This is a genomic window from Kitasatospora sp. NPDC127067, assembly GCF_042724755.1.
GTDB classification, from domain to species: domain Bacteria; phylum Actinomycetota; class Actinomycetes; order Streptomycetales; family Streptomycetaceae; genus Kitasatospora; species Kitasatospora lactacystinica.
This window is the reverse complement of the sequence record NZ_JBHXEM010000002.1, coordinates 33,464-54,241: the sequence shown is the minus strand read 5'-3', so window position 1 is coordinate 54,241 and position 20,778 is coordinate 33,464. Positions and strand designations below refer to the sequence as shown.

Below are 20,778 nucleotides of genomic sequence, written 5' to 3'. Positions count from 1 at the left end.
GGGCCCTCAGGCGGCGGGCGCGCGCAGCAGCCGCAGCGAGCGCCCGCCCAGTACGACGGCGCCGCGCGGGTACGGTCCGTCAGGGTCCGCGGCGGTGTCGACCACCGTCTCCCAACCGGCCGCCGTCTCCCGCCCGGCCGCAGGCGCCGCGCGGGGCTCGCCGGGCAGGGTGAACACCACCGGTTCGTGGCCCGCGTTGAGCAGCAGCAGGAAGCTGTCGTCGCTGAGCGGCAGCCCGGTTTCGTCCCGTTCGGACAGCGCGGTGCCGCAGAGCAGCATGCCGAGGCAGGCGGTCGGCGCGAACCAGTCGGCCTCGGTCATCTCGGTGCCCCGCGGGGTGAACCAGACGAGGTCGGGCCGGCCGTCGGGGGCGGTGGCGCGGCCGGAGAAGAACGCCCGGCGGCGCAGCACCGGGTGGGCCCGGCGCAGCCGGACCAGCCGGGCGGTGAGTTCGCACAGCTCCTGCCAGCCGGGCTGCTCCAGCAGCGACCAGTCCAGCCAGCCGACCTCGTTGTCCTGGCAGTAGGCGTTGTTGTTGCCGCCCTGGGTGCGGCCCAGCTCGTCGCCGGCGGTGATCATCGGGACGCCGGCGGAGAGCAGCAGGGTGGCCGTCAGGTTGCGCAGCTGGCGCAGGCGCAGGGAGTTGACCGCCGGGTCGGCGGTCTCGCCCTCGGCGCCGTGGTTCCAGGAGCGGTTGTCCTCGGTGCCGTCCCGGTTGTCCTCGCCGTTGGCCTCGTTGTGCTTGCGGTCGTAGGAGACCAGGTCGCGCAGGGTGAAACCGTCGTGCGCCGTCACGTAGTTGACCGAGGCGCCCGGGCGGCGGCCGGCCCGCTGGTAGAGGTCGGAGGAGCCGGAGAGGCGGTAGCCGAGCTCGCGCACGTCCGGGCGGGCGCCGCGCCAGAAGTCCCTTACGGTGTCGCGGTACTTGTCGTTCCACTCGGCCCACAGCGGGGGGAAGCCGCCGACCTGGTAGCCGCCCGGGCCCACGTCCCAGGGCTCGGCGATCAGCTTCACCCGGCTGAGCAGGGGGTCCTGGGCGACGGCGGCGAGGAAGGGGTGGTCCATGTCGACGGCGTCGCCGCCGTTCGGGCCACCGCGGGCCAGCGCGGCGGCCAGGTCGAAGCGGAAGCCGTCCACGCCCATCTCGGCGACCCAGTAGCGCAGCGAGTCGGTGATCAGCCGGATCACCTGGGGGCGGCGGGTGTCCAGGGTGTTGCCGCAGCCGGTGTAGTCGGCGTAGCCGCGGGGGCGGTTGGGCGGGAGGCGGTAGTAGGCGGCGTTGTCGATGCCGCGCAGCGAGAGCGCCGGGCCGAGTGCGCCGCCCTCGGCGGTGTGGTTGAACACCACGTCCAGGATCACCTCGATCCCGGCGGCGTGCAGGGCGCGGACCATCCGCTTGAACTCGCCGACCTGGCCGCCGCGGGAGCCGGAGGCGGAGTAGCCGGCGTGCGGGGCGAAGTAGCCGATCGTGTTGTAGCCCCAGTAGTTGACGAGTCCGCGGGCCTGCAGGTGGTCCTCGCTGGCGTGCTGGTGCACCGGCAGCAGCTCGACGGCGGTCACCCCGAGGCGGGTGAGGTGGGCGACGGCGGCGGGGTGGGCGAGGCCGGCGTAGGTGCCGCGCAGCTGCGGCGGGACGTCGGGGTGGCGCATGGTGAAGCCGCGCACGTGCAGTTCGTAGAGCACCGTCTCGGCCCACGGGGTCCTCGGGCGGTGGTCGTCGGACCAGTCGTCGTCGTCGTGGACGACCACGGATCTGGGCACGTACGGCGCGGAGTCGCGGTTGTCCCGGACGGTGTCGGCGACGTCCGCCTCGGGCCAGTTGCGGACGGCGGAGCAGACGGCGTCGTGCGAGGTGTAACAGCCGTCCACGGCACGGGCGTACGGGTCGAGCAGCAGCTTGGCCGGGTTCCAGCGGGCGCCGGTCCACGGGTCCCAGCGGCCGTGCACGCGGAAGCCGTAGCGGGTGCCGGGGCGCACGCCGGGGAGGAAGCCGTGCCAGACCTGGACGTCCTGCTCGGTGAGGTGGTGCCGGCTCTCCCGGCCGTCCTCGTCGAACAGGCACAGTTCGACGGCCTCGGCGCCGGCCGCCCAGAGCGCGAAGTTGGTGCCCCGGCGGCCGCGCCGGTCGGTGCGGCAGCGGGCGCCGAGCGGCTGCCAGCTGCCGGGCCAGGGCGGTTCGGCGGTGCGGTGCGGACCGCCGACCGGCCGTACCCCGGCTTCCAGCTCCTGCCCTGACGCCATGGCCGCACCCTCCCTGGGCGGGGTGTCCCGGACCCCGTTCATCTTCTCCTTCCCGGATTGCGCAGATCGGAAGCCGTTGAACGGGGGCTTACCGGCGGATGGCGGCCAGGGTGGCGGGTTGACGGGACAGGGGGATTCCGGGGCGATCGGCGTGTCCCCGCGTCGATGCGCCTCGTTGTTCCCGGCGTCGGACGTGAACAGTGGGAGGGCCCCGGGATGCGGCGCCGAGGACGGGTGTGGGCGCGGGGCGCGGCGGCGGTGGCCTGCTGCCTGGCCGTCCTGACGGGTTGCGGCGGCGGTGGCTCCACGGCCGTGCCGGACGGGGACGCGGTCGCGGCCGGTGGGCGCACCGCGCCGGCGGTGCCGTCCCGGGCGGTGCTCACCGTGACGCCGGCCGACGGCGCGCAGGACGTGCAGCCGGAGGGCGCCGTCCGGGTGAGCGCCGCGCAGGGCCGGCTGGTCTCCGTCCGGCTGGCCGACGCCAAGGGCACCGAGGTTCCCGGCACGATCGCCCCGGACGGCACCGGCTGGGCGCCGGACGGCCCGCTGCCGCTCGGCACCGCGTTCACCCTGGACTCCGTCGCGGAGGACGACCAGGGCCAGAAGGCGGCCCAGCACTCGGCGTTCACGACCGTCGCCCGGGCGCACACCTTCGTGGCCTTCTTCACCCCGGAGGACGGCTCCACGGTCGGCGTCGGCATGCCGGTCTCGCTGCGCTTCAGCCGTCCGATCACCGACCGGGCGGCGGTGGAGAAGGCCGTCCAGGTCGCCGCCGACCCGCCGGTGCCGGTGGCCGCGCACTGGTTCGGCGGCCAGCGGCTGGACTTCCGCCCGCAGCAGTACTGGGCGGCCGGCACCAAGGTCGCGGTGGCGCTGCGGCTCAAGGACGTGCAGGGCGCGCCGGGGGAGTTCGGCACCCAGAGCCGGGACCTGCACTTCACCGTCGGCCGGGCGCAGGTCTCCACCGTCGACCTGGACGCCCACACCCTGACCGTCCGGGCCGGCCAGGGCGGCGCGGTGGTCCGGGTGCTCAAGGTCTCCGGCGGCAGCCGGGACCACTCCACCTACCGGGGCGTGATGGTGGTGTCGGAGAAGTACAAGGTGACCCGGATGGACTCGCAGACCGTCGGCATGGGCGACGAGTACGACATCAAGGACGTCCCGCACGCCATGCGGCTCACCACCTCCGGCACCTTCGTGCACGGCAACTACTGGGCGGACCCGGGGGTGTTCGGCGCCGCCAACACCAGCCACGGCTGCATCGGGCTGGCCGACGCCAAGGGCGGGGCGAGCAAGGACTCCCCGGCGGGCTGGCTGTTCGAGCACACCATCCCGGGGGACGTGCTGGAGGTGAGGGCCTCGTCCGGGGACTTCGTGCCGCCGCAGAACGGGCTCAACGGCTGGAACGTGCCGTGGGAGCAGTGGGTGGCGGGGAGCGCGCTGCCGCAGGCGGCGTCGGTCGGGGCGTCCGAGTCCGGGGTTCCGTCGGCCGTGGTTTCCGTGCCGGCCGTGGTTTCCGTGCCGACCGTGACGCCCGTGACGCCCGTGACGCCGGTGCCGGCCGTGCCGTAAGGGGTTTCCGTCCCGTTCCGTCCCGACTTCACGGCTGCTTCACATGCCGTCAACCCGACTCCCCTCAGCTTTCACTCGGATGGCTTAGTTATCCTGCTCCGGCGCGTCCGGGGTCCGGCCGGAAAGATCGGCCGGACAGTGCAACTCATGGGGGCACTCAACGCGTCAAGTGAGTGAATACCGGGAGGGGAGAAACCGTGAAGACGGGTAAGACGGCCGGCGCAGCGATACGCACCACCAACCGCTACGGGCGCAGGAGCGCGATGGCGCTGGTCATGGGTGGGGTGCTGCTGCTCACCGCCGCCTGCAATGACGACAAGGGCAGCGGTTCGGGTGGTTCGGGCGGTTCGGCGGCCGGCGGTGGGGCCTCGGCTTCGGCCGCGGCGGACGGGGGCGGGTCGGCCACGCCGAAGCCCTCGGCCGCGGTGCTCGCCGTCGAGCCGAAGGACGGCGCCCAGGACGTTCCGCCGAACGGGCTCCAGGTGTCCGTCTCCAACGGCCGGCTCACCACGGTCGAGGTGACCGACAAGGACGGAAAGCCGGTCGAGGGGGCGATCACCCCGGACGGCGCCGGCTGGAAGCCCGCGGGGGCGCTCGCGGTCGGCATGGCGTACAAGGTGAACGCGCAGGCGAAGGACGGCGAGGGCCTGGTGGCCGCGTCCACCACCTCGTTCACCACCCTGACGCCGGACAAGAAGATCGCCACCAACGACAACATCAGCGACGGCGCCACCTACGGCGTCGGCATGATCGTCTCGGTGAACTTCAACAAGGACGTCAAGAACAAGGACGCCGTCGTCAAGGGCATCAGCATCGAGTCCAGCAACGGCACCGTGGTCAAGGGCCACTGGTTCGGCGACCGCCGGGTGGACTTCCGCCCGGAGCAGTACTGGGCGCCGGGCACCAAGGTGACCGTCAAGTACCGGCTGAAGAACGTCGAGGTCGCGCCCGGCATCTACGGCGACGTGGACAAGGACGAGCCGTTCACCATCGGCCGGTCGATGATCTCCACCGCGGACGCCAAGTCGCACCAGATGACCGTCGAGCGGGACGGCCAGAGCGCCACCCTGTCGGTCACCCTGGGCGCGGACGCCACGCCGTCCTGGGGCGGGACCATGGTGGTCATGTCCAAGGAGAAGGTCACCCGGATGAACTCGCAGACCGTCGGTCTCGGCGGCGAGTACGACATCCAGGACGTGCCGCACGCGATGCGGCTGACCACCTCCGGCACCTTCGTGCACGGCAACTACTGGGCCAGCCCGTTCGGCAAGACCAACGCCAGCCACGGCTGCGTGTCGATGCAGGACGTGAAGGGCGGCAGCGACAGCTCGGTCGCGGGCAAGTTCTTCAACGACTCGATGATCGGCGACCCGATCAAGGTCGTGAACACCAAGGAGAAGACCGTCGCGCCCTCCAACGGGCTGGGCGGCTGGAACGTGGACTGGGCCAACTGGTAGGCCCTACCCGCCGGAGGGCCCGGATACCCGGGCCCTCCGGCGAGTCCTTCGCCGCGCGGCCCGATCCTCACCCGTTGGGGTCGGGCCGCCGCGGTTTCCGGGGCGATCAGCCCCACGCGTGGCGCAACCTTTCCGGTGGCCGGATGCGTGCAACCGGTCGGGTCCGTCGGGTCCACGGGGAGTTTCTCGGATCTTCTGAGGGAGGGAATCGACGTTGAGGTCGATACGCAGAGTGGTGGCGGTCGGTCTGGTCGGCGGGGCGATGACGCTGACGGCGGCCTGCGGCGGGGGCGGCGGGGGTACGGGGGGCAGCGCGGCCAAGGCCGACCTGGGGGCCGGCGCGGCCGCTGCCACGCCCGCGGCGACGGCGCCCGCGGCGGCGCCCACCAGCGCGGTGCCGAAGGTCTCCACGGCCGCCGTGAGCATCGAGCCCAAGGCCGGCTCGGTGGACGTGGCGCCGAACGCGCTCAGGATCGGCGCGACCGGGGGCAGGCTCACCACCGTCAAGGTGAGCGACAAGGCCGGCAAGGAGGTCCCCGGCACCATCTCCGCCGACGGCGCCTCCTGGACGCCCACGGCCGGCCTGGAGGTGGGCACCGCCTACCAGGTCAGCGCGATGGCCGCGGACGCGAACGGTGCGGTCGCCACGGCGGACAGCAGCTTCACCACGCTGACGCCGACGGCGCTCGTCAAGGCCTCCGACAACGTGGACAACGACGCCACGTACGGCGTCGGCATGATCGTCTCGGTGAACTTCGGCAAGGACGTCAAGAACAAGGACGAGGTCCTGCGGGGCATCACCTTCCAGACCGACAACGGCACCGTGGTCAAGGGCCACTGGTTCAACGACCGTCGGCTGGACTTCCGCCCGGAGCAGTACTGGGCGCCCGGGACCAGGGTGGTCGTGCACTACCGGCTCAAGAGCGTCGAGATCGCCCCGGGGGTGTACGGCGCGGACCGGGACGAGCCCTTCACGATCGGGCGGTCCCAGGTTTCGACGGTTGACGCCGCGGCACACAAGATGACGGTCGTACGGGACGGTGCGTCGAGCGACATCGACATCAGTGCCGGAGCGCCCGAACACCCCACCTGGAACGGCACGATGGTGGTCATGTCGAAGGAGGGCGTGGTGCGGATGCAGTCCAGCACCCTGCCCGGGATGACCGGCGCGCCGTACGACCTCCAGGTCCCGCACTCGATGCGGCTCACCGACTCCGGCACGTACGTGCACGGCAACTACTGGAGCAGCAGCAGCACCTTCGGCGAGGACAACGTCAGCCACGGCTGCGTGGGCCTCAAGGACGTCGAGGGCGGCGGCGCCAACACCTCCATGGGCAAGTTCTACGACGGCTCGCTGGTCGGCGACGTGATGGTCGTGAAGAACTCGATCCGGAAGGAGACGCTCGACCCGGCGAACGGGCTGAGCGGTTGGAACATGCCGTGGAGCAACTGGTGACCGGCTGCTGAGGCGCGTGAGGGGTCAACCCGGGATTGACGGAAGTCGGCCCGGGTGACCCCTTCTTGCTTCCGGCATATGCCGACTCGCGGAGATCGTTTGCTCATTGTCCGTACGCGGCTGCTTGCGTTCCGCAATGATGGTCCGCATGGCGGGTTGGGGCGAAGCAGATCAGTCATCGGTTCCCGGGGTCGGCGCGGTGGCCGAGGTTTCCTGGATCGACGTCCAGGGCGGCGGGCTCTCGGCGCTGGAACGGCTCACCTCCGAGGAGCTGGAGGAGCTGTACTCCGGCAGACTGTGCGACCAGTCGGCGCCCAACGAGGTGCGGCTGCCGTCCCGGCCGGAGTCCGGCCCGGTGGCCCGCAGGCTGGTGCTCTCCGTCCTGGAGTCCTGGGAGCTCCACCAGCACCTGGAGGCCGGGGAGTTGCTCACCAGCGAGCTGGTCGCCAACGCGGTGCGGCACGCCGCCGGGCGCACCATCGGCCTGCACGTCAGCCGCAAGCCCGGCTGGCTCCGGATCGAGGTCCGGGACTCCTCCCGGGCGCTGCCCTGCATGATCCTCGCCGAGGCCAGGCCGGTGAACGAGCGGGGGCGGGGGCTGAAGATCGTCGACGACCTCGCCGACCGCTGGGGCGCGGACCTGCTGCCGCGGGGCAAGGGCGTCTGGTTCGAGCTGAAGGTGCGCGAGCGGCCCTGAGGGTCGGGGCGGGCCGCTCAGGGCCCGGGGGGTGGCTCTGGGGTCCGGGCGGGTCCGATGGTTTCCCCGGAAAACACGCAAGGCCCCCGGATTCGCCGTGGTCCGGCGGGCGGGGGCCCTTGCAGGTCATCGCGCCGGCCAAGGGGGTGCGTGCCGCGCGATGGGCGTCGGCAGTGCCAGGTCGGGCCCGCCGAAGTCATCGGCCCAGGGCGGCGTGCGGTGTCGCCCGCCGTTGGGCTGCTTCGACTATCGCACGGATCTCAGCATGCGGGCAAACCAGGCGTCTTGGAATGCAAGGCTTGTTACCTAGTTCACCTTTGGATTTTGCATGGGTTAACGCCATTGCCTGTGAATATTCACGATCGCGGCGATGTGACCATGGCTTGGCGGGCTCGCGCGGCGTGCGCGCGGACGGCGGTCGGGGAGAGACCGCCGGAGCGGGGCGGTGGGGTCGCGGTTCCGCTGCCGCTGCGGCAGGCGCGGCAGAGGCCGCCGAGGAGGGCCTGCGGTCGGCAGGGGGTCCGACAGTCGGTGCACTCGGGGATGCGGACGGCTTCCGGCAGATGCGGGCGTTCGGGCGGAAGCTTGTCGATCAGGCGACGGCGGGTGAGGGCCGCCGCGCTGTGGATCGGGGTGGGCAGGCCCGACGTGAGGGCGTTCATGAAGAGGGCCAGGGTGGCGCCCCGGGCGAACCATTCGGCGGCGAGCGGTTCGAGCGCTTCGCAGTCGGTGGCGGACAGGGAGAGGCGGGCGTCCGCGATGCCGAGGCCGGCGAGGGCGGCATAGGCCACCGAGGTGAGGGGGGTGCGGTTGCGCGTTCGCTCTTCCGGGGGATCGGGTGCGGAATCCGTTGACGCCTCCCCGGCGCCCCCGGTGGCGAGGAAGTGGTTCCACCAGGCGTCGGAGCGGGGCGTCCGGGAGAAGTAGGTGCGGAACACCCACTGGGGGTGTTCGGCGTTGACCCGTTCCCGGACACGGCGCAGGTGACCTGCGGTGGAGAGCTTGTTGAGGGCCGAGCGGACGGCCATCTGCCCGAAGAGGGGCTGGTGTGCGGCGAGGGTCTTCACGTCCATCGCGGCGCCGTCGGGGAGCTGGTTGATCAGGCTGGCGAGGTATGCCTCGCGGGCCGGGAGGTGAGTGAAGTCGTCTGCCGCCGGGGGGAGTTGCCCGGGGGCCGACTGCTTGCCGTATCCGGGGGACGCCATGACGGTAGAGTTCTGGGTAGCCACAGGATCGAGCCTTCGATCGTGCCGGTCAGACCCCCGTTCGGTGTTGCTGCACCGGCGGGGGTTGTTTCGTTAGTGCGCACGCTACATGGGGGAACTGCCCGTGGAGAAGTCGTGACGATAAGTCATATCTGCTGCGTGCGGGGGTGGTTGGAAGGTGGTTACCCACCCGTTCCACTAAGGGGTCACTCGGGCTCGGTGGCTTGAGCTTCGGCCGCGAAGGCAACGAAGGTGGACCAGGCGGCGGGGGAGAAGGCGAGGGTCGGCCCCGTCTTGTCCTTGGAGTCGCGGACGTGGACGGTGGAGGGGCAGGGGGCGACCTCGATGCAGTTGCCGCCCTCTGTTCCGCTGTAGCTGGACTTCACCCAGGCCAGGTCGGTGCTCATAGCTCCTCCGCCAACTTGTTGATGAAAGTGGCCGACTCCTCCGGACTGAGGGCCTGCCGGAGGATCATCGCATGGCGTTGCCATAGCAGGTTCACCTTCTCCGGGTCGGCAGACAGCACGCCCATGGACTGCCCTTCCTCGTAGACAAGGCGTTCATGATCGGCAGTCTCCAGCAGGACGAATGCGCCATTGACTCCCGGGTGAAGACACCGGGCGGGTACCACCTGAATGTCGATGTGCCTGGGCTTGCCGGCGTCAAGGAGGTGATTGAGCTGGTCCCTGTGGTCCGAAGCGGTGCCGACCTGGCGCAGGAGAGCGAACTCATCGATGAGGAAGCTGAATGACTTGGTCTGCTTGCTCAGGATCACCTGCCGGGCCAATCGGGCCGCGACTTGTTCCTCCACGGTGTCGTCATCCAGCGGAGGCCAGTGTGCATTCAACAGGGATCGGACGGTGGCCTCGGTCTGAAGCAATCCAGGAATGAGCTGGTTCTCGTACGAGCCCAAGACAGTTGCCTCGGGTTCGTACTTCATGAAGTCCTGCGAGAAGGAGGGGAACTTCTCAGGCGCCAGGTAGTCCGCTGCCCCCAGCAACATCCCCTTCGCGTCGCACAGTTCATCCGCAGCCTGAAGCAGCTTGAGCGACGGTCGCCGCCTCCCTGCCTCCATCGACCGCACGCTCTCGATGTCATAGGAGGCCGCCTTGCTCAGCTGCTCCCGGGTCACGCCCGCCTTCGCACGCCACCGCTTGAGCTGATCGCCGCAGTACTTCCACGACATCGGGTTCTCCTTCGGCGTGCTCACGGCCCCCGTGCTCCTTCCTGCCCTGGTCACAGGGCGGTTCAAGCTCTCGCTGTACATATCGCGTTACTGCTGAGGCTATGCCCGGCTGCCGACGCTTGAAGGGTGAAATGGCCGAACTCAGCTCTCCCGAGTGAAGCCGTCCGTACGCCCCCCCAAGGACTCTGATGCTCACTCACCCCGTCGATGTCGTCGAGTGGATGTTCCCCCGCCTCCCTCGCAGCGCCGGCCGTGCCCGGATCCGTTTCATCCGGCAGGCCTTCGAGTGGGAGGTGCCCGTCGACTCCGCCGAGACCGGGCTCGTCCTCCTCAGCGAACTCGTCACCAACGCCTGCCGTCACGCCCGCTCCCAGCGCGACCGGATGATCGGCGTCCGCGTCCTCCTCCCCACCGACTCCCTCCTCCGCATCGAGGTCTCCGATGCGAACGCCAACCTCCCGACCCTGCGCCACGCGACCCTCGACGACGAGTCGGGCCGTGGCCTCGGACTCGTCGCCTCCCTCTCCACCTCCTGGGGTGCCCACCTGCGTGGTGAGGGTTACATCGGCAAGACCGTCTGGTGTGAACTGGCCCTCCCCACCCCGGCCAACCCGCACGGCTGAGCCCGTTCTCCGGGCGCACGCAACTGGCGTCGCACCGGAGCGCGTCCTGATCTTCGACGGCGCCGGAAGTCGCCGCCCGAGAGGATCAGGAGACCACCGTGCGCCCCCTTCCCTGGCCGCCGTCCGCCCCGATCAGGACCGAGCGGCTCGTGCTCCGCGAGCCCGAGGCCCGGGACCGTGCGGCGTTCATCGAGCTGCTGGCCTCGCCGGAGGTGAACACCTACCTCGGTGGGGCCCGGCCGCGTGACGAGATCGAGCGCGAGATGCCCGGGGCGCCCAGCCGCAGCCCCGGCGTCCTCGCGGTCGATCTCGACGGGGAGACGATCGGCCAGGTCCTGCTCCGCAAGGAGGCGGGGCGCGTCGGCCGGGTCGGCGAGAGGGCCGAGCTCGGCTACCTGTTCCTGCCGCAGGCGTGGGGGCGCGGCTACGCCGCCGAGGCGTGTGCGGCGGCGCTCGACTGGTTCGCCGGGGTGCTCCCCGGCGAGCCGGTGGTGCTCGCCACCCAGACCGCCAACCTCCCCTCGATGCGCCTCGCGGCGAAGCTGGGCTTCACGGAGGTGGAGCGCTTCGAGGCCTTCGGCGCCGACCAGTGGCTCGGCCTGTGGTCCCCGCCACCGGCCCGCGACTGACCACAAGGTTCGCCGCCCGCACAGGAAGTCGGCCCGCCCGACTTCCTGTGCTCACCCCCCCGGGTCAGTTCCACGGTTCCCCGTCGGGGTCTTCGCCCAGCACCTTCGCGGCGGCCACGCAGAGGTCCCTGCCGTAGATCTGATTGCTGCCGTACTCGGAGCCCCACAGGTCGGTGGCGGCCCGGGCCACGGCGCGCCGGCTGAACTCCTCGTCGACTCGCCACGTGCGAATCCGCACGGCCATCTCCGTGGTGACCGTTGCCGGGTCCACAAGGTTGGGTTTCATTCCGGCGACGCCAAGACGTGTCCGACAGTTCCGGCCGGGCCGTCGATCAGTCCTTCGCCTCGACCTCGACGGCGGCCCGGATGTCCAGTGTGCGCCGGGCCAGTTCCTCGGGCTCGCTGGCGCCCGTCTCGTCGACGACGATGCCGACGGTGGTGCCGTCCGCCCAGGCGCAGGTGGTCTGGAACGCGGCAGGGTAGTCGAGCACCGCGCAGTCCAGCGCGCCGCCGAGGGGGCCGGTCGGATAGTCCTGGCGGTCAACCACCGGATCACCCGACGGGTCTCTCATCGTCAGCCTGCCGAAGTACTTGTCCAGCTCCCGCCGGACGTCCGGGTAGCTGCCGGTCAACCCGATCACGGTCAGCGTCGTCCTGGGCGACCCGGCGGCGCCGTAGCCGGCCACCGTCAGCTCCCGGTACGGCCGCAGGGCCGTCATCCGCCGCTCGTAGTCGGCGCGCAGGGCCAAGGTGCTGTCCTCGTCCGGGAGCCGCACCTGGTCGCCGATCCGGTCCGTGAGCACGATCCGGTGCCGCGTCGGGGCGCCGGCCCCGGTCACCGCCGCGACGGTCAGTGCGGTGAACAGGCCGACGACCACGACCCCCGCGATCACAGCCTTGCGGGGCACCCGCCGGTACCAGGGCAGCGGAGCCACCGGCTCCAGGGTGTTCGCCCAGATCGCCCGGAGGCCGCTGGGCTTCTCGGCCCCCTGGGCACTCTCGAAATCGGTCGTATCGTCACTCTGCACGGGGCCGGATCCTACGGCAGCGCCCGGAACGCCCGCCGGGGTTTTCCGGGCGCCGACGCCTCCGGTGGCAGCCGCATCCCCAGCCTCACGGGACAGACCACCCAGGGACATCGCGGACGGGGTGGCCATCGGATGTGCGGCCACGTCCTCGGCCGTCCACCTCGATACCAGCGGGTCGTGGCGTGGGCGGCGGCGAACGTTCCCAGGGCGAACGTCACCCGAGTGGCATCAGACCCGTTCGTCCGGGTCGACGTTCGAGAGCACCTCGCAGTCGCAGCCGGCGCCGCCGGTCAGTAGACCCGCTTCCAGCTCGGACCACGCCACCGACCTGGACTCCGCCCATGTCCGGGAGTGCCTCAGCGTGTGATCGCAGCCTGCATCCGCGAGGCGAGCTTCGACGTGATCGAGGAGATCGTCGAGTTGTTGGCGGTCGATGCCGAGCACATTCCACTCATCACGCTTGCTCTCCGCCTTGTAGGCGTCGCGCAGCATCCGTCGGCGATCCCGCTCCAAAGACATCCGTACAACCTGTTTCTCGTCAACCAGCCGATGCCTCGACCTTAAGACCGTCGGTACCCAAGCCTGCATCCGGAGCGAACCATGATGACGCCCGCCGAACAGGGCAAAGGCCACCGGACGCGCCCATGGCCGCTCCCGCACGCCCCTACCTTTGGACGCGATGCGGCGCCAGGATGGCAACCGGTTGTGTCCGTCCCAGCGACAGGAGAACAGCATGGGAGAGCACTCGAAGCCGCCGCAGGACCCGAGCCAGGGGACTCCGCCGCCGAACAACGCCGATGGGAAGGTCACCCCGCCGCCGCCGAGCAACGGCAAGCACAAGAAGTGATGACGAGCGACGACGGGGGCATGGCCGGGTATCGGGCAGGCCTGTACGTGGAGATGGAGCGGCGCGGGGCGTGGCCGGAGGATTCGCCGTGGCTGCGCGACGCCTTCGCCGTGCTGCCGCGCGACTGGTTCGCGCCGGACCGGTTGTGGCAGTGGGACGGCTGGGCCTACGTGCCGATCGACCGCGCGGAGGACCGGGACAGGTGGGCCGCCGAGCTGTACTCCGGCGTCGATGCGCCAGCCGTCACCCAGCTCACCGGCGGCCTCCCGTCGTCGTCGCTGTCCGCGCCCTCCGTGGTGGCGGACATGCTGGACAGCCTCCGGGTGGAACCCGGGCACCGGGTGTGGGACATCGGCACGGGGCAGGGCTGGACTGCGGCGCTGTCCGCCTGGCGGGCCGGGCCGGGCCGGGTGGTCACCACCGAGGTCGACGAGCACCTGGCCGCGTTTGCCCGGGCCAGGCTCGCGGACGCCGGGCTCGACGTCGAGGCAACGGCCGGGGACGGTACCGGCGGCGGGGTGCCGGGCGGCGGCCCGGTCGACCGCCTCCACGCCGCCTACGCCGTCGAGACCGTCCCCTGGTCCTGGGTGGCGGCGGTCCGGCCGGGCGGACGGATCGTCTACCCCTGGGGGCGGCTGGGGTACGTCGCCCTCACCGTCGCCGACGACGGTGCCGCCGCCCACGGCTGGGTCCACGGCCTGGCCCAGTTCATGGGCGACCGGACCGGCCCGGCCCAGCCGAGCACCGGCCCCGCCGCGTACGCGCAGGTGCGTGGCGACGCCGAACCCGAGACCCGCCGGGCACTGGACCGCGACCCGGCCGGCCTGGAGGACTGGCACCTCCGGTTCGCGCTGCGCGTCGCCGTCCCGGAGGCCGTGCTGTTCACCGAACAGAGCGCGGACGGGCCGGCCGTCCTGGTCCACGACGGGGACCGCTCATGGGCCGAGATCCGCCCGGGCACGGACGGTCGGCCGCTGCTCCTCCAGGGCGGGCCGCGCCGCCTCGGCGACGAACTGCTGGCCGCCTGGTCCCAGTGGGAGGACCTGGGGCGCCCCGACCTGTACGACTACGGCGTCACCGTCACCCCCGACTCCCAGTGGGCGTGGCAGGGCGCCCCGGACACCGGCCCGCGCTGGCCCATCGGATCCCCGCAGCCGGCCGCGCGGTGACCGTGCAGCCTGCCGAGGAGCCCCGGCGTTCACGCCCGGGGCTCCTCGCCCGTTTCCGTCGCCTTCGAGCCCGGCCCCTCTACCCGAGGTCCGCCGCGCAGGAAGTCGGCCCGGCCGACTTCTCACGTTGCGCGGCCCACCGACGACCGCCCGGGGTCAGGAGATGGAGAAGCCCATCCGGTTCACCACCGGGGTCATCGGCACGTACATCACCTGCGCGTAGCAGGTCGTCGGGTGCGCCGTGGACCCGGCCGGGCAGCCGACCTCCGACCGGGCGGCCACGATCACGCCGCGGGCCTCCATGTCGCCGTTCGGGCCGGACGGGTTCGCCAGTGCCGGGCCGCCGCTGTCGCCCTTCGCGGCGATCGCCCGGCGGTCGCCGCCCTTCGACTCCGCGACGTCCACCGGCTTGATCCTCGTGCCCTCGTCGTTCGTCGTCTCCACGTCGACCCGCTTGATCTGCACGTCGCACTTCCACCCCGACTGGGCACCGCTGAGGCAGATCAGGTCCCCGACGTTGTTCCGCCCGGCCCCGTACGTGTGCCGGGACGAGCCGCCCCTGTCCGACCAGGCGCCGTCGTAGAACCGGCCGCCGCCGCTCCCGCTGATCGCGATCATGCCGACGTCCAGGCCGTCCCCGACCGAGGACAGGTCGCCGATGTAGCTCCCGGTGCCGTTGTAGTACCGGCCGCCGCCGCAGTGCGCGGCGGTCAGTACCACCTTCGTCCCGCCCTTCCAGCCGCTGAACGCCGTCGAGCAGAACGACGCCTTTCCGGTGCTCACCTCGGCACCCGCGTAGTGCGGCGCGCTGTCGGAGTGCCGGCTGCCGGACAGCGCGACCGGGGTCTCCTCGACGCCGGCCGTCACCGGCATCCCGGCGATCTCGGCGGCCTGCCGTGAGTACGCCTGCACGGCAGTGTCACCGCCGGTCAGCTGCTTCGCCGTCGCCCGCGCGTACGTGATCGCGATGGCGGTGCCGTCCTCCTGCGGGCCGATCGACGTCCACGCGTCGCGCGCCACGGCGGCGGTGAACCGGTCGATCGCGGCGCGCATCTCGGCGCGGGAGTACGGGCTCCGGTGGACGTCGACGGTGTAGCCGGGGCCGGCGCTCGCGGCGTTAGCGTCGAGCAGGGAACGGAGCTCGGCCGGGGCCTCGCCCTTCCAGTAGATGTCGGCGTGCTGATTCGCCGGGTCGATCACCGTCCCGGCGTAGCCGACGGCCGCCGGATCCCCGGACTCCACCCAGTCCTGCACCGGGTCCGTCATGCGGTGGAGCAGCTGCTGGGCCTGCGGGTCGCGGAGCACCGGCAGGCTGACGGACAGGTACGGCTCGTCCTGAACGGTGTCGACGGCGACCAGGCCGGAGGCGACCACGGTGGTCAGGACCAGGGACAACGCGAGGCGGGAGCGGCGCACGGGCGGGTCCTTCCGGCATGTGTCGATGGGTCGATACTCAGCGTAGGGGTGGATGAACGGTCCGCTACGTCCGGACGTCGCGGCCCGGGCCGGCAGTCGGTGCACGCGTGGGGCAACGCGCCCCCGGGAGGGGCGGGGCGGCGTCCCGGGGGCGGGTGGGGCGCCTGCGCCGGGGCCCGGTCCGGTGGCGGCCCGGCCCGATGGTGGCCGCGCAGGAAGTCGGGCCTGTCGACTTCCTGTGCGGGCGGATAGCATCGGGCCCGTGAACCTGTACTGGCACGTCGTGCTGCCACCGCTCAGCGCCTGATCGGGCGCGCGCTTCGGTGGCTTGACCCCTGCGACCCCGGCCCGGCCCGATGGCGGCCGCCGTGGGCCGACGGCGTGCGCCCGTTCTCGGAACCAGTTCCCCCGACGGTTTTCGACGACGGAAGTTCACGACTGTGCCGAATCGCTTGTCCTCGCCCGCCCGTTCCCTTCCCACGGCTCCCCGCCGCACCCGCCCGCGCGGTGGCGCGGGGCCGATCCTGATCGCCGCCGTCCTCTGGGGCACCACCGGGACGGCCAGTTCGCTGGCGCCCGGCGGGGCCCCGGCGGCGGGGATCGGGGCCGCCGGGCTGGTGCTCGGCGGGCTGCTGCTGCTCCTCACCGACCGCGCCGCCCGCGTGCTGCCCCGGGAGTGCGGGCCGCGCGAACGGTGGCTGCTCGCCGCCGGCGCGGTCGCGGTGGCCGGGTATCCGGTCACCTTCTACCCGGCGGTGGGCCGTACGGGCGTGGCGGTGGCCACCGTGATCGCGCTCGGCAGCGCGCCGGTGTTCACCGGGCTGCTCGGCCGGCTCACCCGGCAGGGGCGGCCGGGCGGGCGGTGGGCCGGGGCCACGGCGCTGGCCGTGCTCGGCTGCGCGCTCCTGGTGCTCGGCCCCGAACTCGCCGGGGGCGGTGGGGCGGTGGACCCGCTGGGGGTGCTGCTGGCGGCGCTCTCGGGGCTCTCGTACGCCGGGTACTCGCTGATCGGGGGGCGGCTGATCGCGGCCGGGCACCCCTCGGGCGGGGTGATGGGCGCGATGTTCGGCGGCGGGGCGCTGATCGTGCTGCCGGTGCTGCTCGCGGGTGACCTGGAGTGGCTCGCCTCGGCGCGCGGGGCGGGCGTGGTGCTGCACCTCGCGGTGGTCACCACCTTCCTCGCGTACTGGCTGTTCGGCCACGGCCTGCGGCACACCACCGCCCAGACCGCCACCACCCTGACCCTCGCCGAACCGGCCGTCGCGGCGGTGCTCGGCGTGGCCGCCCTGGGCGAGCGCCTGCCGGCGCTCTCCTGGTGCGGCCTCGCCGTCCTCGCCGCCGGCCTGGCCTTCCTGGCGCTCCCCGCCCGGCGGTAGGGCGGCTGCTCCTGCGCGGGAAGTCGGCCCGGCCGACTTCCCGTGCGGCAGCGGCGAGTTCGCGGAACCCGGTTGCCGTCGGTGGTCCCGCCTGTTGGGCTTGCGGGCGGCGGGCCCGATCGAGGCCGCCGACTTCCGTGCCGTACGAGGGGATTCCCGTCATGCCCGACAACGCCACCGGCCCGCTCGACCTGCTCGCCCGCTACCGGCGGGCGATGCTCGACCTGGACGCGGACGCCCTGGCCGACCTCTACGCGGAGGACGGGGTGCACGAGTTCCCGTTCCTGTTCCCCGGGGTGCCAGAGCGGTACCGGGGACGGGAGGAGATCCGGGCCGGGTACCGCGCGATCTGGGGCCCGAGCGCGGCGCGGCCGCGGGAGATCCGGGAGGTGGCCGTCCACCCGGGGGCCGATCCGGAGGTGCTCACCGTCGAGCAGCAGGTGGTCGGGACGCACGCCGGCACCGGCGAGCCGTTCACCGTGCCGGGCCTGCTGGTGATGCGGGCCCGGGGCGGGCTGCTGGTGCACGTCCGGGACTACATGGACGGCCTGGGCGTGGCCCGTGCGATGGGGCGGCTGGGTGCCGTCGCCGCGCGGCTGGAGGCCGGGGAGTAGGGCGTCGGCCCGGCCGGCCTCCGGCGCGGGCCGGTCAGAGGGCGAAGTGGGCGGCGATGCCGTCGAGGACGCAGTCGAGGCCGGTCTCGAACTGCCAGTCGGGGTCGTCCTTGCGGGTGGCCGCGTGGAGGTAGCGCTGGTAGTTGGGGTAGCGGCCGGTGCCCATCAGCCAGCTCATCCGGGGGGCTAGGCCGGCCCGGGTCTGGTCGCCGTCGGACCAGCCGCGCTCGCGGCGCAGGGCGTTCAGGGTGACCTCGGTGGTGACCGAGCCGTGGACGTAGCCGGTGACGGTGCGGAACACCGCCATGGTGGTGTCGGCGTCCAGGCCGTGTTCGGCCAGGGCGGCGAACGCGTGCTCGGGGACGGCGAGTTGGTGGGGGCTGAGGGAGAACGGGGTGGCCGCCCGGACGGTCCACGGGTGGGCCAGGTGCATGGCCCGCAGGTTGAGGGCCAGGGCGCGCATGGTGTCCCGCCAGCCCTCGGCGGGGGTGCCCAGCGGGAGCCGGCCGTAGACGAAGTCGACCATCAGCTCGATGAGCTCGTCCTTGCCGGAGACGTACCGGTAGGCGGCCATCGGGGCGACGCCGAGTTCGGCGGCCAGTCGGCGCATGGTGACGGCCTCCAGGCCCTCGGCGTCGGCGACGGCGACGGCGGCCTCGGCGATCCGCTGCGGGGTCAGGGTGGTGCGCGGTGCGGGGGCCGGGCGGGCCAGGCGCTCCCAGAGCGAGACCGGGGGCCTGTCGTCGCCGGCGGGGGTGTCCCCGGCTGGGGCCTGTTGAGCGGGCACGGGGCGGGCTCCTTCCGACTGGGGTCGGGCCCACCGTAGCACTCCGCGTGTACGGCGTATCCGCAGTGGACGACGTACACGCCGATGTGTACGTTGTATCCGGCAGATACGCCGTACACAGCAGTTGTCCCGGAGGGGGATTCCCATGTCCACGGAGCAGAGCCTGACGGAGCAGAACCTGAAGGTCGCCGTCCTCGTCGGCAGCACCCGCGAGGGCCGCTTCGGCCCGGTGGTCACCGACTGGCTGCTCGGCCACCTGGAGGCCCACGGCGACCTGACCGCCGACCGGATCGACCTGGTGGAGACCCCGCTGCCCACCACCTTCCCGTCCTTCGGCGGCGAACTTCCCCCGGGCGACGCCGAGTTGCTGGCCGCCGTGTCGCCCCGACTGGAAGCGGCCGACGCCTTCGTGATCGTCACGCCCGAGTACAACCACAGCTTCCCGGCCCCGCTGAAGAACGCCATCGACTGGCACAACCGGCAGTGGCACGGCAAGCCGGTCGCCTTCGTCTCGTACGGCGGCCTGTCCGGGGGCCTGCGGGCCGTCGAACAGCTCCGGGTGGTGCTGGCCGAGCTGAACGCCGCGACGATCCGCAACACGGTCAGCTTCCACGGCGCCGGCCAGTGCTTCGACGCCGACGGCAAGGCGATCGACCCGGCCGCCGACGCCGCCGCCAAGACCATGCTCGACCAGCTCGTCTGGTGGGCCCAGGCACTGCGGGACGCCCGCCGGGCCCGCCCGTTCGCGGCCTGAGCCGGGGCAGGGGGCGGAGACCATGGCCACGGAACCGGTCGAGGGCCAGGCCGAGAGGCAAGCCGAGGGCCAGGCCGAGAAGCAGGCCGGGGAGCGGCCCAAGCCGCCGTTGCTCGGTGTCATCGGGCTGATGCTCGGCATCTTCCTCTCGGCCCTCGACGGGCAGATCATCGGCACCGCGCTGCCGACCGTCGTCGGCGACCTCGGCGGACTGGAGCACCTCTCCTGGGCGGTCACCGCCTACCTGCTGACCTCCGCCGCGGCCACCCCGCTCTGGGGCCGGCTCGGCGACCTGTACGGGCGCAAGGGCGCCTACCAGTGGGCGGTGATGGTGTTCCTGGCGGGCTCGGTGCTGGCCGGACTCGCCCAGGACATGGGGCAGTTGATCGCTTTCCGGGGCCTCCAGGGGATCGGCGCGGGCGGGCTGATGGTCGGCGCGCTCTCGGTGATCGGGGTGCTCGTCCCCGCCTCCGACCGGGCGCGGGTGCAGTCGGTGGTCGGCGTGCTGATGCCGATCGCCTTCGTCGGCGGACCGCTGCTCGGCGGCTTCCTCACCGAACGGCTGAGCTGGCGCTGGGCCTTCTACGTCAACCTGCCGGTCGGGCTGGTCGCGCTGCTCGCGGTCGGCGTCGGGGTACGGCTGCGGACCGAGCGGGTGCGCGCCCCGTTCGACCGGGCCGGGGTCGTCCTGCTGACCACCGGCATCCTCGCGCTCACCCTGGTCAGCAGCTGGGGCGGCGCCGCCTACTCCTGGACCTCCCCGGTGCTCCTCGGCACGGCGCTCGTCGCGCTGGTCGCGCTGGGCTGGTTCGTCCGGACCGAACTGCGCGCCCCCGGGCCGCTGATCCCGCCCGCGCTGTTCCGCGACCGCAACTTCACGGTGGCGCAGGTGCTCGGCTTCCTCACCGGCGCGGTGATGATCGCCCTGGTCGGCTACCTGCCGCTCTACCTGCAACTGGCCCGGGGCGCCTCACCCACCGCCGGCGGCCTGCTCCTGCTGCCGCTGATGCTCGGCATGATGGGCACCCAGCTGGTGACGGCGCGGCTGATGGGCCGGCCGGGCGGCGAGCGGCGCTACCCGCTGCTGGGCGGCGCGCTCACCCTGGTCGGCGCCGCACTGCTGCTGCTCCTGCGCACCGACACCCCGATCGCCCTGGCCTCGGCCCTCACGGCCGTCGCCGGGATCGGCCTCGGCCTGGTGATGCAGAGCACCCTGCTGACCTCGATGGGGGCCGTGCCGCCCCGGGACATGGGGGCGGCGATGGGCGTGGTCACGCTGCTGCGGAGCATCGGCGGCTCGCTCGGCATGGCGGCGCTCGGCGCGGTCTACACGGCGCGGCTCACGGACTCCCTCACGGAGCGCCTCGGGTCCGCCGAGGCCGGCCGGCTCACCGGCGGCGGGCTGACGCCGGCCTCCCTCGACGGCTTCCCGGCGGAGGTCCGCGACGCCGTCGGGGCGGCAGTCACCGGCGGCCTGCACGGCACGGTCGCGGGCGGGGGCCTACTGGCGGCCGCGGCGACGGCCCTCGCCTGCCTGGTCCGCCCGAGCCGGGCCCCGCAGCCGGCCGGAGCCGGAACCCGGACCGAAGCCCGGACCGATGCCCGGACCGATGCCCCGGCCGATGCCCCGGCCGATGCCCGGACCGATGCCCCGGCCGATGCCCCGGCCGAAGCCCGGGCGGAGCCGAAGGCCTGAGGCGTACGAGGCACGCGAAACGGCC

General features: G+C 72.6%; 20 protein-coding genes. 11 read left to right on the top strand and 9 right to left on the bottom strand.

Going from position 1 to position 20,778, the window contains the following annotated elements:
* Window positions 1-6: 6 nt before the first annotated feature.
* Window positions 7-2,241: a glycogen debranching protein GlgX gene (gene glgX / locus ACFWJ4_RS01430; RefSeq protein ID WP_380538174.1), complete on the bottom strand. Its 2,235-nt coding sequence runs from the start codon at window positions 2,239-2,241 to the stop codon at window positions 7-9.
* A 216-nt stretch (window positions 2,242-2,457) separates the two neighbouring features.
* On the opposite strand from glgX, the gene ACFWJ4_RS01425 reads away from it, so the two are divergent.
* From ACFWJ4_RS01425 to ACFWJ4_RS01410, 4 genes are all read left to right on the top strand, one after another.
* Entirely contained in the window at window positions 2,458-3,813 is a 1,356-nt protein-coding gene (locus ACFWJ4_RS01425; protein ID WP_380538172.1) for an Ig-like domain-containing protein, read from the top strand.
* Window positions 3,814-4,010: 197 nt separating this feature from the next.
* Window positions 4,011-5,270 carry an Ig-like domain-containing protein gene (locus ACFWJ4_RS01420; RefSeq protein WP_380538170.1) on the top strand — a complete coding sequence of 420 codons (1,260 nt, stop codon included), beginning with the start codon at window positions 4,011-4,013 and terminating at the stop codon, window positions 5,268-5,270.
* Window positions 5,271-5,484: 214 nt separating this feature from the next.
* Window positions 5,485-6,726 (top strand): Ig-like domain-containing protein, encoded by a 1,242-nt coding sequence (locus ACFWJ4_RS01415; RefSeq protein WP_380538168.1) that lies wholly within the window; start codon window positions 5,485-5,487, stop codon window positions 6,724-6,726.
* 199 nt (window positions 6,727-6,925) lie between these two features.
* Entirely contained in the window at window positions 6,926-7,423 is a 498-nt protein-coding gene (locus tag ACFWJ4_RS01410; protein ID WP_359901437.1) for an ATP-binding protein, read from the top strand.
* A gap of 356 nt (window positions 7,424-7,779) precedes the next feature.
* Here the strand turns inward: ACFWJ4_RS01410 and ACFWJ4_RS01405 are convergent, their stop codons facing one another.
* From ACFWJ4_RS01405 to ACFWJ4_RS01395, 3 genes are all read right to left on the bottom strand, one after another.
* Window positions 7,780-8,628 carry a hypothetical protein gene (locus ACFWJ4_RS01405; protein ID WP_380538166.1) on the bottom strand — a complete coding sequence of 283 codons (849 nt, stop codon included), beginning with the start codon at window positions 8,626-8,628 and terminating at the stop codon, window positions 7,780-7,782.
* Window positions 8,629-8,834: 206 nt separating this feature from the next.
* The gene (locus tag ACFWJ4_RS01400) at window positions 8,835-9,035 is read right to left on the bottom strand and encodes a DUF397 domain-containing protein (protein ID WP_380538164.1); all 201 of its coding nucleotides are present in this window, start codon (window positions 9,033-9,035) and stop codon (window positions 8,835-8,837) included.
* On the bottom strand, window positions 9,032-9,838 hold the full coding sequence (locus tag ACFWJ4_RS01395; protein ID WP_380538162.1) for a helix-turn-helix transcriptional regulator: 807 nt from the start codon (window positions 9,836-9,838) through the stop codon (window positions 9,032-9,034). The genes ACFWJ4_RS01400 and ACFWJ4_RS01395 overlap by 4 nt, the downstream gene beginning before the upstream one ends.
* 164 nt (window positions 9,839-10,002) lie before the next feature.
* Here ACFWJ4_RS01395 and ACFWJ4_RS01390 point away from each other — a divergent pair, with 164 nt between their 5' ends.
* Both ACFWJ4_RS01390 and ACFWJ4_RS01385 read left to right on the top strand, forming a co-directional pair.
* Window positions 10,003-10,437, top strand: a complete 435-nt coding sequence (locus ACFWJ4_RS01390; protein WP_359901449.1) for an ATP-binding protein — start codon at window positions 10,003-10,005, stop codon at window positions 10,435-10,437.
* Window positions 10,438-10,535: 98 nt separating this feature from the next.
* Entirely contained in the window at window positions 10,536-11,066 is a 531-nt protein-coding gene (locus ACFWJ4_RS01385) for a GNAT family N-acetyltransferase (RefSeq protein WP_380538160.1), read from the top strand.
* Between the two features lie 64 nt (window positions 11,067-11,130).
* On the opposite strand, the gene ACFWJ4_RS01380 is transcribed toward ACFWJ4_RS01385, so the two are convergent.
* From ACFWJ4_RS01380 to ACFWJ4_RS01370, 3 genes are all read right to left on the bottom strand, one after another.
* Window positions 11,131-11,304 (bottom strand): hypothetical protein, encoded by a 174-nt coding sequence (locus ACFWJ4_RS01380; RefSeq protein WP_380538158.1) that lies wholly within the window; start codon window positions 11,302-11,304, stop codon window positions 11,131-11,133.
* A 94-nt stretch (window positions 11,305-11,398) separates the two neighbouring features.
* Window positions 11,399-12,094 carry a hypothetical protein gene (locus tag ACFWJ4_RS01375; RefSeq protein WP_380538156.1) on the bottom strand — a complete coding sequence of 232 codons (696 nt, stop codon included), beginning with the start codon at window positions 12,092-12,094 and terminating at the stop codon, window positions 11,399-11,401.
* A gap of 228 nt (window positions 12,095-12,322) precedes the next feature.
* Window positions 12,323-12,586 carry a DUF2695 domain-containing protein gene (locus ACFWJ4_RS01370; protein ID WP_380538154.1) on the bottom strand — a complete coding sequence of 88 codons (264 nt, stop codon included), beginning with the start codon at window positions 12,584-12,586 and terminating at the stop codon, window positions 12,323-12,325.
* 354 nt (window positions 12,587-12,940) lie between these two features.
* On the opposite strand from ACFWJ4_RS01370, the gene ACFWJ4_RS01365 reads away from it, so the two are divergent.
* Window positions 12,941-14,110 (top strand): protein-L-isoaspartate O-methyltransferase, encoded by a 1,170-nt coding sequence (locus ACFWJ4_RS01365; protein WP_380538152.1) that lies wholly within the window; start codon window positions 12,941-12,943, stop codon window positions 14,108-14,110.
* 156 nt (window positions 14,111-14,266) lie between these two features.
* On the opposite strand, the gene ACFWJ4_RS01360 is transcribed toward ACFWJ4_RS01365, so the two are convergent.
* A complete protein-coding gene (locus ACFWJ4_RS01360; protein ID WP_380538148.1) occupies window positions 14,267-15,526 on the bottom strand; it encodes a hypothetical protein in 1,260 nt (419 codons plus the stop codon).
* Window positions 15,527-15,966: 440 nt separating this feature from the next.
* Here ACFWJ4_RS01360 and ACFWJ4_RS01355 point away from each other — a divergent pair, with 440 nt between their 5' ends.
* Window positions 15,967-16,902 (top strand): DMT family transporter, encoded by a 936-nt coding sequence (locus ACFWJ4_RS01355; protein WP_380538146.1) that lies wholly within the window; start codon window positions 15,967-15,969, stop codon window positions 16,900-16,902.
* Window positions 16,903-17,063: 161 nt separating this feature from the next.
* A complete protein-coding gene (locus ACFWJ4_RS01350) occupies window positions 17,064-17,516 on the top strand; it encodes a nuclear transport factor 2 family protein (protein ID WP_380538144.1) in 453 nt (150 codons plus the stop codon).
* A 34-nt stretch (window positions 17,517-17,550) separates the two neighbouring features.
* Here ACFWJ4_RS01350 and ACFWJ4_RS01345 read toward each other — a convergent pair whose 3' ends face one another.
* The gene (locus tag ACFWJ4_RS01345; RefSeq protein WP_380538142.1) at window positions 17,551-18,303 is read right to left on the bottom strand and encodes a TetR/AcrR family transcriptional regulator; all 753 of its coding nucleotides are present in this window, start codon (window positions 18,301-18,303) and stop codon (window positions 17,551-17,553) included.
* A 145-nt stretch (window positions 18,304-18,448) separates the two neighbouring features.
* Between ACFWJ4_RS01345 and ACFWJ4_RS01340 the strand changes: the two genes are divergently transcribed.
* Together ACFWJ4_RS01340 and ACFWJ4_RS01335 are read left to right on the top strand one after the other, a co-directional pair.
* A complete protein-coding gene (locus ACFWJ4_RS01340; protein ID WP_380538140.1) occupies window positions 18,449-19,057 on the top strand; it encodes an NADPH-dependent FMN reductase in 609 nt (202 codons plus the stop codon).
* Window positions 19,058-19,079: 22 nt separating this feature from the next.
* Window positions 19,080-20,753 carry an MDR family MFS transporter gene (locus tag ACFWJ4_RS01335; RefSeq protein ID WP_380538138.1) on the top strand — a complete coding sequence of 558 codons (1,674 nt, stop codon included), beginning with the start codon at window positions 19,080-19,082 and terminating at the stop codon, window positions 20,751-20,753.
* Window positions 20,754-20,778: the final 25 nt, after the last annotated feature.